Origin of the sequence: Streptacidiphilus rugosus AM-16 (assembly GCF_000744655.1) — a bacterium.
GTDB lineage: Bacteria > Actinomycetota > Actinomycetes > Streptomycetales > Streptomycetaceae > Streptacidiphilus > Streptacidiphilus rugosus.
The window spans coordinates 3,862,922-3,876,292 of sequence record NZ_JQMJ01000004.1; the positions used below are offsets into that span (position 1 = coordinate 3,862,922).

Genomic DNA, 13,371 nt, shown 5'->3' on the forward strand with positions numbered 1-13,371 from the left:
CCGGAGCCCCGCGACCGCGTCCGGCCCCTACAGGGTAGCGATCGCCCCGGTCAGTCGGCGGATCGCCTCGTCGACGGTCGACCGGGGGCAGCCGAGGTTCACCCGCATGTAGCCGTGGCCCTCCAGGCCGAACTTCTGTCCCCTGTCCAGCCACAGCCGGGCGGTGGTCAGCATGAAACGGTCGAGGGACGCGGCGTCCATGCCGAGGTCGCGGCAGTCCATCCAGGCCAGGTAGAGGGCGTCCGCGGGCAGCACCCGCACCTTGGACGTGGCGGCGTTGACGGCCTGTGCGAAGTGGGCGTGGTTGCCGCGCAGATAGCCGAGCAGCTCCGCCAGCCAGGGCTCACCGTGGGTGTAGGCGGCCTCGGCCGCGACCATGCCGAGCCCGTTGACGAGCGGGAACAGATTGCGTTCGTACTGGCGGGCCAGTTCCTCGCGCAGCGCGCGGTCGGGCACGAACACGTTCGCGCACTGCAGGCCGGGGAGGTTGAACGTCTTGCTGGGGGACGTGCAGGTGATGCTGTTCCGGGCGAACCGCGGGCCGAGCGAGGCGAAGGGGACGTGTGTCCTGGCCGGGTTGATCAGGAGGTCCTGGTGGACCTCGTCGGAGACGACCAGCACGCCGTGCCGGGCGCAGATCTCCCCCATCGCCACCAGCTCGTCCCGCGACCAGACGTTTCCCGTCGGGTTGTGGGGATGGCTGAGGATGAAGAGCTTGGTGTCGGGCCGGATGGCGGCCTCGAAGGTGCGGGCGTCGAAACGGTAGCCGTCCTCGACGCGCTCCAGCGGGGCCAGGGCGAGACGCCGCCCGTTCAGCAGCACGTCCTCGTGGAAGTGGGCGTACACCGGCGGCTGGATCAGGACCGAGTCCCCGGGGGCGGAGAACGCCTGCACCACGGTCTTCAGGGTGGTGATGATCCCTGCGGTCTGCAGCACCCACTGCGGCGGCACCTCCCAGCCGAACCGGCGCGCCTGCCAGCCGGTCACGGCGTCCAGGTAGCCGTCGGTCGCACCGCCGGGGTAACCGAAGACGCCGTAGTCCACGGCTTCGTGCAGGGCCTCGATCACCACGCGGGGGGCTTTGAAGTCGGTGTCGGCGACCCACATCGGCAGCGGGTCCGCGGCGACCTCGTCGGGGGCGAGGAACTCCCCCGCGCGGGCCCACTTCATGGAGTTGGAGCCGCGACGGTCCACGACCTCGTCGAAGACCGACCACGGCGCACCCGCGGCGGGAGGAGGAACGGCGTCGCCTGCCATACGGCAAGGCTAGTCGCCGATCCACGGCACCCCGAAGTCCTGGGGCCGAACGCTGTGAGGAGTTCGGCGCGGGGGTGACATCGTCGCGTCATTCGGCGGAAACAGCAGGTCTCTAATTTCTGTCGCTCGACAGTTATCCGGCGAGCGAGGGGAATCATCATGACTATCGGCGCGCCCCCTGACGACGCGGCGCTGGCCCGCTTCGGGTACCGCCAGGAGCTCCACCGCACGATGGGCCGGTACGCCTCCTTCGCCGCGGGCTTCTCGTTCATCTCGGTGCTGACCACGGTCTTCCAGTTCTTCGGCTTCGGCTACGCGTTCGCCGGACCGGCCTTCACCTGGACCTGGCCCGCGGTCTTCGCGGGCCAGCTGCTCGTGGCGGCCTGCTTCGCCGAACTCGCCGCCCGCTACCCGCTCTCGGGCGCGATCTACCAGTGGTCCACGCGACTGTCGACGCCGGCGTTCGGCTGGTTCGCCGGCTGGATCATGGTGATCGGGCAGATCCTGGTGGTGGCCGCGGCCGCGCTCGCGCTGCAGGTCGTGCTGCCCGGGATCTGGTCCGGCTTCCAGGTGGTGGGCGGCGACCCGGCGCCGACCGCGCCGACGGGTGCGGCCAACGCCGGACTGCTCGGCGTGCTGCTGCTGACGCTCACCACCCTGGTCAACGTCGTGGACAACCGCGTGCTCTCGGCCGTCAACCGGATCGGGGTGACCGCGGAGATCGTCGGAGCCGTGCTGATCGTGGTGCTGCTGCTCACGCACACCCGCCACGGTCTCGGCGTCACGCTGCACACCGGCGCAGGGGGCGGTGCGCCCGGCGCGCTGATGGTCGGCGCGTTCGCCGCGGCGTACGTGCTGATCGGGTTCGACAGCGCGGGCGAGATGAGCGAGGAGACCCGCAGTCCGCGCCGCACGGCGCCGCGCACCATCCTCACCGCGCTCGTCGCGGCCGGAGTTCTCGGCGGACTGCTCGTCTACGCCGGTGTGCTGGCCTCGCCGGACCTCGGTTCGGAGCGGATGACCAGCGAGGGCCTGGCCTACGTGCTGACCAGCTCGCTCGGCCCGGGCATCGGCAAGGCGTTGCTCGCCGACGTGGTCGTGGCCGTCTTCGTGGCGACGCTGGCCATCCAGACCGCCGGCACCCGGATGCTCTTCTCCATGGCCCGCGACGGCGCCCTGCCGTTCGCGCACCGGCTCGGCCGGGTCTCGGCCCGCACCGGGATGCCGGCGGTCGCCGCCCTCGTCACCGGCACCGGGGCGGCCGGGCTCTGCCTGCTCAACTTCCTCTCCCCCAACGCGTTCGTCGCGATCGGGACGACCTGCGTGGCGATGGTCTACCTGGCGTACGCGATGGTGACCGGGCCCTTCCTGGTCCAGCGGCTGCGCCGGGGCCACGGGGCCGCGGAGACGGCGGGCGTCACGGACGAGCGCGGCGGGCGGCTCTTCTCGCTCGGGCGGTGGGGTGTGCCCGTCGCCGCGGCGGCGCTGGTGTACGGGCTGGCGATGACCGTCGACCTGGCCTGGCCGCGTCCGGCGGTCTACGACCCCTCGGGCGGCCACTGGTACTTCCAGTGGTTCACCGTGCTCTTCCTGGGCGCGACGCTGCTGGCGGGCGCGGCCTGCCGGCGGCTTCGGCACCGGGGACGGGCAGGCCTCCCGGCAGCCGAGCGGGCGCCGTCCCTGACGCAGGCGCCGACGCCCTGAGCGCGCGGCGGGTCAGCGGGCCGGCGGGGGCTCGGTACCGGTGATCCGCAGGGCCGCGTCGGCGGTGGCGGCGGCGAAGGCGGCGACCGGGCGGTCAGGATCGGAGCGGCGGATCAGGATGACTCCCTCGATCAGCCCGAAGACCAGGTCGGTGCGGAGTGCGAGCTCCTGCGCGGAGAGGCGGCCTCCCGCCTCGGTGCGGGCGATCAACTCACGGTAGGCGTCCTTCAGTTCGCCACGGGCCCGGCGGAAGCCCGCGAAGGGCTCGCCCTGGACCTCCGGCAGCAGGTAGAGCGCGCCGAGGTTGTGCGGTCCGGCGCAGAGCAGCTCGACGTCGGACCGGCACAGCCGGTGCAGTCGCGCACTCGCGGGGGCGGTCTCCTCGTCGAGGAGCACGCGGGCCAGGGCGAGCGACGGGGTGACCGTCGACTCCAGCAGCGCGGCGAGGAGTTCCTCCTTGCCGGACACGTAGTGGTACATGCTCGCCTGGCGCATGCCGGCGCGCTCGGCCACCGCGCGGGTGGAGGTGGCCGCGTAGCCGAGTGTGGTGAACAACTCGGCGGCCGCTGCCAGCAGTTCCTCCCGCGGTGGCAGCCCGCTCGCGGGCCGCGACGCGGCCCGGGGCCTGCCGACCGGGCGTCCCGTGGTGCTCATGGGGCGATCTTCGCACAGCCGTCGCCGCTGCCCCGCGCGCAGGACCGCGGCCGGAGGCGTGTGAGTTTCCGGAAACCGGGCGGCAACGCGGGGGCAATGGCGCGGAATCCCGTGCCGCCTAATTTCTGTCGCACGACAGAAATCGGAGTGAGAGGAAGCGCGATGGGGACTGCGACCACGCACGGCGCCCGCGAACACGCCCGAGCCCAGGACGGCGCCCGGGTGACCGCCATGCCCGTGGTCCCGGCCGGCGCCCTGGCCGCACCGCCCGGCGCGACCGGTCCGGTGGTGTGGGCGGAGACGATCGCGGGCGGGAACTACGGCCACCGGGTCCTCGCCAGGGGCACGGAACTCAGGCTCACCGACGTGCACGGAGACGCCTGCGCGCACCTGCTGCTCCTCGCGGCCGACCGGCCGTGGGAGCGTCTGAACGTCGCCGACACGGTCAAGGTCCAGTGGAACGCCTACCTCGGCGCGGGCCGGCTGCTCCTGTCCGACCAGGGACGGGTCCTGGCCTCCGTCGTCGAGGACGGCTCTGGTCGTCACGACGCCCTGTGCGGCACCTCCACCCTGGAACGCAACCGGCGCCGTTACGGCGACGGAGCGGCCCACTCGGCCTCCCCCGCCGGACGCGAGCTGTTCACACTGGCCGCCGCCAAGAACGGCCTGGAACCGCGCGATCTCCCCCCGTCGCTCTCCCTCTTCCAGGGGGTCGAGGTCCGGGCGGAGGACGGCGCCCTCACCTTCACCGGCTCCGCCGGGCCGGGCGCCGCCGTCACGCTGCGGGCCGAGCAGGACCTCACGGTGCTCATGGCGAACGTGCCGCACCCGGTCGACCCGCGCCCCGCGTACCACTGCACCGAACTCCAGGTGCTGGCCTGGCGGGCCACGCCCACCGCGCCCGGCGACGCGCTGTGGGAGGCCACCCCCGAGGGCCGCCGGGCCTTCCTCAACACCGCCGAACTGCTCGCCTCCAGGGGGATCGCATGACCACCGCCCACGCGACCGACCGCAGCACGACCACGGTGGTGGCGGCACGCTCCGCCTGGTCCGCCGTCGTCCGGGCCGGACACACCCTCACCGTCACCGACCTGCACGGCAACCAGGCCGTCGACTTCCTGCTCTACGACGCGCACGACACCGCCGTCCGCTACAGCGCGCCCGACACGATCCAGGCCCAGGGCGGGATCTTCCTCACCACCGGCAGCGTGCTGATGTCCTGCGAGCACACCCCGCTGATGACCGTGGTCGAGGACGAGGTCGGCCGGCACGACACCCTCGGCGGCGCCTGCTCGAAGGAGTCCAACACGCTGCGCTACGGCCACCACACCTGGTCCCAGCACGCCTGCGTGGAGAACTTCCTGACCGAGGGGGCACGGCACGGTCTGGGCAAGCGCGACCTGGTGTCCAACATCAACTGGTTCATGAACGTGCCGGTCGAGCCGGACGGCACGCTCGGGATCGTCGACGGCCGCTCCGCACCGGGCCGGCGCGTCGTGCTGCGGGCCGAGCGCGACGTGCTGGTGCTGGTCTCCAACTGCCCGCAGATCAACAACCCCTGCAACGGGTTCGCCCCCACCCCGGTCGAGATGACGATCGACGCCCGGCCGGTGAGCGCCCGATGAGCTTCGACACCCTGCTGGTCTCCAACCGCGGCGAGATCGCCGTTCGCATCATCCGCACCGCGCGGCGCCTCGGGCTGCGCACCGTCGCGGTCTTCTCCGACCCGGACCGCTCCGCCCCGCACGTCCGGCTGGCCGACAGCGCCGTGAGGCTCGGACCCGCCCCGGCCAAGCAGTCCTATCTCGACGCGGGGCTGGTCCTGCGCGCCGCCGCCGACAGCGGCGCCGGCGCGATCCACCCCGGCTACGGCTTCCTGTCCGAGGACGCGGACTTCGCCCGCCGCTGCGAACAGGCGGGCATCGCGTTCGTCGGCCCGACCGCGGCGCAACTGGAGCTGTTCGGCGCCAAGCACACCGCCCGGGCCGCCGCCGAGGCCGCCGGAGTGCCCCTCGCGCCGGGCACCGGCCTGCTGCCCGACCTCGCCACGGCCCTCGCCGAGGCCGGCCGGATCGGCTACCCGGTCATGCTCAAGGCCACCGGCGGCGGGGGCGGCATCGGCATGGCCGCCTGCCGGGACGCACAGGACCTGGCCCGGGCCTGGGAGCGGGTGCAGCGGGTGGCCGCCGCGTCCTTCGCCTCGGCCGGGGTGTTCCTGGAGCGCCTGGTGGAGCACGCCCGCCACGTCGAGGTGCAGGTCTTCGGCGACGGGGCCGGCCACGTGGTCACCCTCGGCGACCGGGACTGCTCGCTCCAGCGCCGCAACCAGAAGGTCCTGGAAGAGGCCCCGGCCCCCGGGCTGCCCGCGCGCGTGCGGCTCACCCTCGCCGACAGCGCCCGTGAGCTGTGCGCGTCGGTCGGCTACCGGTCGGCCGGCACCGTCGAGTTCGTCTACGACGCGGCCCGCGAGGAGGCCTACTTCCTGGAGGTCAACACCCGGCTCCAGGTGGAGCACCCGGTCACCGAACAGGTCTACGGGGTGGACCTGGTGGAGTGGATGCTCCGGCTCGCCCGGGGCGAGCGCGACGTCGTGCGCGAACCGGCCGCCCCGCACGGGCACGCCGTCGAGGCCCGCGTCTACGCCGAGGACCCGTCACGCGACCACCGGCCCAGCGCGGGCCGGCTCACCCGGGTCAGCTTCCCCGAGGACGTCCGCGTCGACACCTGGGTCGAGACCGGGACCGAGGTCACCACCGCCTACGACCCCCTGCTCGCCAAGGTCGTCGCCCACGGCGCGGACCGCGAGGACGCACTGCGGCGGCTCGACGCCGCGCTCGGCGCCTCCCGGATCGACGGCATCGAGACCAACCTCGGCCTGCTGAGGGCCGCCCTGGCCGACGCCGACGTCCGCGCGGGGGCCCACAGCACCGCCACCCTGGCCGCCGTCACCGACCCCACCCCCCGCATCGAGGTCCAGGCCGCCGGAACCCTGACCACCGTGCAGGACTGGCCAGGACGCACCGGCCACTGGCAGGTCGGCGTCCCGCCGTCGGGACCGATGGACGACCTGTCCTTCCGTCTCGGCAACCGCGCGCTCGGCAACCCGGAGGGCGCCCCCGGGCTGGAGTGCACCCTGCAGGGCCCCTCCCTGCGTTTCACCCACGAGACGACCGTCTGCGTCACCGGAGCGCCCGTTCCGGTGACGGTGGACGGCGTCCCGGCCGCCCAGTGGCAGCCGGTCACCGTGCCGGCCGGCGCGACCCTGGCCGTCGGCGCACCCGAGCAGCACGGCCTGCGCAGCTACGTCCTCTTCGGCGGCGGCCTGGACGTCCCCGAGACCCTCGGCAGCGCGGCCACCTTCACGCTCGGCGGCTTCGGCGGCCACGGCGGTCGGCCGCTGCGTCCCGGCGACGTCCTGCACGGCGGCACCGCGACGACCGGCGCACCGGTGCCGCCGGCCGAGCGCCCCGTCCCGGTCACCATGTGGCGCATCGGCGTCCTCGAAGGACCGCACGCGGCACCGGAGTTCTTCACCGAACAGGACATCGCCGACTTCTACGCGGCCGACTGGAAGGTCCACTTCAACTCCGCGCGCACCGGCGTCCGCCTGGTCGGCCCGAAGCCGCGCTGGGCCCGCTCCGACGGAGGCGAGGCAGGCCTGCACCCCTCCAACATCCACGACACCCCCTACTCGGTCGGCGCCGTCGACTACACCGGCGACATGCCGGTGCTGCTCGGCCCGGACGGGCCCTCGCTCGGCGGCTTCGTCTGCCCGGCGACCATCGCCTCCGGCCAGCGATGGAAGCTCGGACAGCTGCGTCCGGGCGACACCGTCCGCTTCGTCCCCGTCAGTGAGGCCACGGCCGCGCGGTTGCGGGAGCAACCCGTGCTGGAGCCGCACGCGGACCGCCCCGCGGTCCTCGACGGCGGCGTCCTGGCCCGGGACGGCGACGTCGCCTACCGTCGCAGCGGCGACGACAACCTGCTGGTCGAGTTCGGCCCGATGCAGCTGGACCTGGCCCTGCGGATGCGCGTCCACGCCCTGATGGAGTCGCTCCAGGCCTCAGGACCGTCCGGCATCACGGACCTGACGCCCGGTATCCGCTCGCTCCAGATCCAGGTGGACCCGGACCGGCTGCCGCTGCCGCGCATGCTCGCGGCCGCGCGCCGAGCGGTGGCCGAACTCCCCGACACGGACGCCCTGGTGGTGCCCTCCCGTACCGTGCACCTGCCGCTGTCCTGGGACGACCCCGCCACGCGCGAGGCCACCGCCCGCTACATGGCCGGGGTCCGCGACGACGCCCCCTGGTGCCCGTGGAACATCGAGTTCATCCGCCGGGTCAACGGCCTGGCGTCCGTGGACGAGGTCCACCAGACCGTCTTCGACGCCGAGTACCTCGTCCTGGGCCTGGGCGACGTGTACCTCGGCGCCCCGGTCGCGACCCCGCTCGACCCGCGCCACCGCCTGGTCACCACCAAGTACAACCCGGCCCGCACCTGGACGGCGGAGAACTCCGTCGGCATCGGCGGCGCCTACCTGTGCGTGTACGGCATGGAGGGGCCCGGCGGGTACCAGTTCGTCGGCCGCACCACCCAGGTCTGGTCCACCTGGCAGCAGCGCGGGGCCTTCGAACCCGGCAGGCCCTGGCTACTGCGCTTCTTCGACCGCATCCGCTGGTATCCCGTCGACGCGGACGAACTGCTGGAACTGCGCGCCGACATGGCCGCCGGACGCTTCGCGCCGCGGATCGAGGAGGGCACCTTCGCACTGGCGGACCATCTGCGGTTCCTGGAGCGCGACGCCGACTCCATCGCCGCGTTCCGGGCCGGTCAGGCGGCCGCTCTCACCGCCGAGCGCGACGCGTGGGAGGCGGCCGGCGAGTTCGCCCGCGCCGATGCCGCGGCCGAGCCGACGCCGGCGGCGACGGAGGTGAGCGTGCCACCCGGCGGCCGCCTGCTGGAGGCCGAGTTCGCCGCGTCCGTGTGGCAGCTGAACGTCGCGGTCGGCGACGTCGTCACGGCGGGGCAACAGCTGGTCGCGCTGGAGGCGATGAAGATGGAGGCGCCCGTCCACGCGCCGATCGCGGGTGTGGTGGTGGATCTGCTCACCCGCACCGGCGCCCAGGTCGAGGCCGGCACCCCGCTGCTGGTCCTCGCCCCGCACTGACGTCCACCGCCGCTCCCGCCGGAAGGCCCGCCATGACCGCCCGCTCCCACGCCAGCGCCATCGAACGCGTCCGCGCCGCCTACGCTCGCATCGACTCCGTCGACCGCCCCGAAGTCTGGATCACCCTGCGTCCCCGACCGGAGGTCGAGGCGGAGGCCGCCGCACTCGATCCGCGGCTGCCGCTGGCCGGACGGCTGTTCGCGGTCAAGGGCAACATCGACGTGGCCGGGCTGCCCACGACCGCCGGCTGCCCCTCCTTCGCCTACCGCCCCGAGCACGACGCTCCCGTGGTGGCCCGGCTGCGGGCAGCCGGCGCGATCGTGATCGGGACGACCAACATGGACCAGTTCGCCACCGGCCTGGTGGGCACCCGCTCCCCCTACGGCCCGGTGCGCAACGCCCTGCACCCCGACCTGGTGTCCGGCGGGTCCAGCTCCGGGTCGGCGGTCGCCGTCGCGCTCGGGCTGGTGGACTTCGCGCTGGGCACCGACACCGCCGGCTCCGGGCGGGTGCCGGCCGCGTTCAACGGCGTCGTCGGGCTCAAGCCCACCTACGGGACCGTGCCGACCGAAGGCGTGGTCCCCGCCTGTGCGAGCCTCGACTGCGTCACCGTCTTCGCGCGGACCCTGGACGAGGCCGAGGAAGCCCTGGCGTTCATGGCCGCCGAGCAGGGGCGGCCACCGGCCAGGCGGCCCGGTCCCTGGCGGATCGCCGTCCCCGCGGCCGCGCAGCTGGGCGAGCTGGATCCGGGCTGGGCGGGCGCGTTCGAAGCAGCGGCCGCCCGCCTCGCCGACGCCGGGGCCGAGCTGCGGAGCATCGACCTCACCCCGTTCACCCGGGCCGCGGCGATGCTCTACGGGGGCGCCTTCGTCGCCGAGCGCTACACGGCGGTGGGCGCCTTCGTCGACAAGGGCGCCGCCGATCTCGACCCGAACGTCGCACGGATCGTCACGGCCGCACGGGACGTCCCCGCCCACCGGCTCTTCTCCGACCGCGCCCGGCTCGCCTCCCTGCGCGAGGCGGCGCTCACCGGCCTCGGCGACGCCGACGCCGTGCTGCTCCCGACCGCGCCCGGCCATCCGACTCTCGCCGATGTCGCCGCCGACCCCCTCGGCGCCAACGCCCGGCTGGGCAGGTTCACCAACTCCACCAACCTCTTCGACCTGGCCGCCGTCGCCGTTCCGAGCGGGGAGGTGGAGGGCCGCCCGTTCGGGGTGATGTTCGTCGGCCCGGCCCACACCGACGAACGGCTCGCCCGCATCGCCCGGCTGCTGGCCCCGCGCCCCCTCCTCGCGGTGGTCGGCGCCCACCTGACCGGACAGCCCCTGAACGGCCAACTGCTCTCCCTCGGCGCGCGCTTCGAAGGCACGACCCGCACCGCGGAGCACTATCGGCTCCATGTCCTGGCCACCACGCCGCCGAAGCCCGGCCTGGTCCGCGTGAGCGCGGGCGGCGCGGCGATCGAGGCCGAGCTGTGGAGCCTGCCCGAACAGGGCCTGGGCGCGCTGCTCGCCGCACTGCCGCGCCCGATGACCCTCGGCCCCGTGGAACTCGCCGACGGCACCACCGTCCCGGGCTTCCTCTGCGCCCCCGAGGCCCTGACCGAGGCGGCGGACATCACCGCCCATGGCGGCTGGCGCGCGTACCTGGCCGCGGTGGCACCGCGGTAGGCGGTGAGAACGGGCCGCCGGCGGTGGCGGCGCGAGCACCCCTGGCCCCGCTGCCGTTCCGTCAGGATGAGGGCGCGGCGGCGCCGGCCCCGCGGCCTTCCAGTTGGCGAGTCTCCCGGATCAGCAGCGCGAGGACCACGACGAGGAGGCCGGCGGCCACGGCGATCGCGTGCTGACCGAGCCCGCGGGTGCAGATCACGCCGATCATCGCGCCGAGGGTGAACGAGCCCACGACGACGCCGTAGTGCTGCGAGCGCTGCCGCGCGGTCGGGTCCCTGTCGACCAGCCACCGCCGGGTGGCCGTGATCCACTGGCGGAGGTTTCCCGTGGTCATGACGGTGGCGTAGGGGGCGCCGTGAAGGGTCGTGAACGTCGAGAACTGCAACGCGGCGACGAACGCCACGGTGACGGTCGTGACGCCGACCGGCGTGTGGGCGGGCAGTGCGGCGACGGCGGCGAGCAGGACGATCTCGATCGTCACCACCACCCGCAGCGGTCGACGCACCACCCGCAGGAGCCGGGGCGTTCCCAGCAGTTCGACCACGAGCACGCCGAGGGCGAACGCGCCGATGGGAACGAGCCGCAGCGCGGCCGCCCGCCAGTGCCACGAGGTCAGCTGCAGCCAGAACAGGATCACGTTGCCCGACTGCAGGTTGGCGAACACCTGGAAGAGCACGAGCGTGAACGCGTCCAGAAAGCCGCCGACGGAGGCCAGCAGCGCCCCGACCGGCAGCTTGTCGGTGCGGCGATGGATCGTCACCACGACGGGCGGACCTCCTCCGTCCCTTGGCCGGCCCCTGACGCGGCGCGCGCGGGCATCACGGCCCCGGGCAGGTCGTGCGTCGTCATGCGGCCACTGTGCCAGCGGAGGCGGGCGACTCGGCGACGCCGCTCCGCGCCGTCGCCCGTCGAGGGGAGCCACGGCCCGAAGGCGCGAGCCGTCAGCCCGGGCCGGGCCCGCCGGCGCGGGAACCGGGCGTGTGCACGGACACGGCTCCCGCAGATGGACCCTCGGTCGCACCGCCGCCGTGGCACCCCCGGCCCGGCTGGGCCGGCGTCCGGGATGACCGCGCCGTCCCGAACCGCCGCGGCGGCATGGACATCGCCTTCCGGTTCGTCCCCGACGACGGTTGCGGCCAGGCCGACAGCGGGCCGCCTGAGTGTGCGAGGTGCGGCGAGGGCCTCCGACTGGCCGACCGTTCCCGAACGGGCTCAGAGGGCGTCGGTCAGGCCGCCGTCGATGGTGAAGTCCGCCCCGGTGACATTGCCGGAGCGAGGGCTCCCCAGGAACAGCACCAGGGCGGCGACCTCGTCGGGGGTGGTGAAGCGGCCGGTGGCCGCCTGTGCGGCGGCGCTCCTGGCCACGTCGGCGGGGTCGAGGCCGAGGTGGCCGCCGACCGTCGCCGCCACCCCTTGCGCACCCTGCCACAGCGGGGTCTCCACGGGGCCGGGGCTGACGGAGTTCACCCGCACGCCCCGAGGGCCGAACTCCTTGGAGAGCGCCTTGCAGAAGCTCGAGAGGGCGGCCTTGGCGGCGCTGTAGTCGACGACCAGCGGATCGGGCAGGCGGCCGTTGACGGAGGAGACGGTGACGATCCGTCCGGCGTCGGTGGCCAGGAGGTGCGGCAGCGCGGCACGGGTGGCCCGGACCGCCGCCATCAGATTGACGGTGAAGGTCCACTCCCAGTCGGCGTCGGTGGTGGCCAGGAAGCCGTCGACCCGGGGCCGGACCGCGCCGACGTTGTTGACCAGCACGTCGATGCCGCCGTGCGCGCCGACCGCGGCGGCCACCAGCTCGGCCGGACCCTCCGGGGTGGCCAGGTCCGTCTCGAGGACGGTGAGCTGCGCGCCCTGCTCGACGAGCCGCTCCAGCGGCTCGGTCAGACTCCTGCTGCCCGCCACGACACGTGCGCCGGCCGCGAGGAAGGCCTCGGTGACGGCGAGCCCGATGCCGCGTCCGGCGCCGGTGATCACGACTCGCTGCCCCTGCAGGCCCAGGTCGAAGCCGGTCCCCTGGCTCCGGTCCCCGGGGGTCATCGGGAGCCCTCCAGCTGCTGACGGCCCAGCCAGGCCAGCGCGGCGTCGGCGACCTCGCGCCAGCCGCCGTCGATGACGAGCGAGTGGCCGCGGTCGGGGAAGGTCATGAAGTCGGTGACGGCCTCGGAGTGGCGGTACTGCTTGAGCGTGGCCCGCGTGACGGCCTCGGGAACGGTGTGGTCCTTGCCGCCCGCTACCAGCAGCAGCGGGCCGCGGCCGGAGTTCTTCGTGTCGACCTTCGCCGCCGAGTGCGGGTTGAAGTTGGCTGCCGCAGCCTCGTAGAGGGGCTTGCCGGGAGCCGGGATGGTCCAGCGCGCGTGGAGCTCCGCCGACTCGTCCTCGGAGATCGCGTTGCCGAAGGCGAAGCGGAACTGCTCGGCGGTGAGCGAGACCGAGCGGTGCCGGTTGGCCGGGTTCCTGAACACCGGCAGGGTGGCCTTCAGGGCGGAGAGCGGGAGCGGCAGATCGCCCTTGATCTGCGCGGCGTCGATGGCGACGGCAGCCGCGGCGCGGTCCTGGCCGAGCAGCTTCTGAGCGATCATGCCGCCGAAGGAGTGACCGACCAGCACGGGCGGGGCGGGCAGTTCGGCGATCAGGGCCGCGTAGTGCTCGACGACGTCGTCGATGCCGTGGTCGGCGATGCTCTCCGGGTGCTTCCTGGCCTCCTCGACGGTGTCCGGGTCACCGGGCCAGCCGGGGGCGGAGGGCTCGTAGCCCGCTTCGCGGAAGAGCTCGATCCACGGCTGCCAGGAGGTGCTGTGCAGCCACAGGCCGTGGATGAACAGCACGGGGGTCGGGGTCGTCATGGCGGTGCCTCTCTGCGTCGGGAGTACGGTGCCTGCCCAGCCAGCCAAGCTCCTGCCCGGCGGCTTCGAACGGGGG

The 13,371-nt window shown here is 73.9% G+C and carries 10 protein-coding genes; 5 read left to right on the forward strand and 5 right to left on the reverse strand.

Going from position 1 to position 13,371, the window contains the following annotated elements; genetic code table 11:
• Window positions 1-27: 27 nt before the first annotated feature.
• Window positions 28-1,257, reverse strand: a complete 1,230-nt coding sequence (locus BS83_RS26480; protein WP_037606028.1) for a MalY/PatB family protein — start codon at window positions 1,255-1,257, stop codon at window positions 28-30.
• Between the two features lie 159 nt (window positions 1,258-1,416).
• On the opposite strand from BS83_RS26480, the gene BS83_RS26485 reads away from it, so the two are divergent.
• Window positions 1,417-2,961 carry an amino acid permease gene (locus BS83_RS26485; protein WP_037606029.1) on the forward strand — a complete coding sequence of 515 codons (1,545 nt, stop codon included), beginning with the start codon at window positions 1,417-1,419 and terminating at the stop codon, window positions 2,959-2,961.
• Between the two features lie 12 nt (window positions 2,962-2,973).
• Here BS83_RS26485 and BS83_RS26490 read toward each other — a convergent pair whose 3' ends face one another.
• Window positions 2,974-3,615: a TetR/AcrR family transcriptional regulator gene (locus BS83_RS26490; protein WP_037606030.1), complete on the reverse strand. Its 642-nt coding sequence runs from the start codon at window positions 3,613-3,615 to the stop codon at window positions 2,974-2,976.
• Between the two features lie 162 nt (window positions 3,616-3,777).
• Here BS83_RS26490 and BS83_RS26495 point away from each other — a divergent pair, with 162 nt between their 5' ends.
• Genes BS83_RS26495 through atzF form a run of 4 tightly spaced genes read left to right on the forward strand, consistent with a single transcriptional unit; the run spans window position 3,778 to window position 10,452 of the window.
• Window positions 3,778-4,605: an urea amidolyase associated protein UAAP1 gene (locus BS83_RS26495; protein WP_037606031.1), complete on the forward strand. Its 828-nt coding sequence runs from the start codon at window positions 3,778-3,780 to the stop codon at window positions 4,603-4,605.
• On the forward strand, window positions 4,602-5,240 hold the full coding sequence (locus tag BS83_RS26500; protein ID WP_037606032.1) for an urea amidolyase associated protein UAAP2: 639 nt from the start codon (window positions 4,602-4,604) through the stop codon (window positions 5,238-5,240). The genes BS83_RS26495 and BS83_RS26500 overlap by 4 nt, the downstream gene beginning before the upstream one ends.
• Window positions 5,237-8,782 (forward strand): urea carboxylase, encoded by a 3,546-nt coding sequence (uca, locus tag BS83_RS26505; protein ID WP_037606033.1) that lies wholly within the window; start codon window positions 5,237-5,239, stop codon window positions 8,780-8,782. The genes BS83_RS26500 and uca overlap by 4 nt, the downstream gene beginning before the upstream one ends.
• 32 nt (window positions 8,783-8,814) lie before the next feature.
• Window positions 8,815-10,452 carry an allophanate hydrolase gene (gene atzF, locus BS83_RS26510; protein ID WP_037606034.1) on the forward strand — a complete coding sequence of 546 codons (1,638 nt, stop codon included), beginning with the start codon at window positions 8,815-8,817 and terminating at the stop codon, window positions 10,450-10,452.
• Between the two features lie 61 nt (window positions 10,453-10,513).
• Here atzF and BS83_RS46670 read toward each other — a convergent pair whose 3' ends face one another.
• From BS83_RS46670 to BS83_RS26525, 3 genes are all read right to left on the reverse strand, one after another.
• Window positions 10,514-11,215: a YoaK family protein gene (locus BS83_RS46670; protein WP_051944000.1), complete on the reverse strand. Its 702-nt coding sequence runs from the start codon at window positions 11,213-11,215 to the stop codon at window positions 10,514-10,516.
• Between the two features lie 449 nt (window positions 11,216-11,664).
• Window positions 11,665-12,489, reverse strand: coding sequence for an SDR family NAD(P)-dependent oxidoreductase (locus tag BS83_RS26520; protein WP_051944001.1), 825 nt, complete (start codon window positions 12,487-12,489; stop codon window positions 11,665-11,667).
• On the reverse strand, window positions 12,486-13,295 hold the full coding sequence (locus tag BS83_RS26525; protein ID WP_037606035.1) for an alpha/beta hydrolase: 810 nt from the start codon (window positions 13,293-13,295) through the stop codon (window positions 12,486-12,488). The genes BS83_RS26520 and BS83_RS26525 overlap by 4 nt, the downstream gene beginning before the upstream one ends.
• Window positions 13,296-13,371 lie beyond the last annotated feature (76 nt).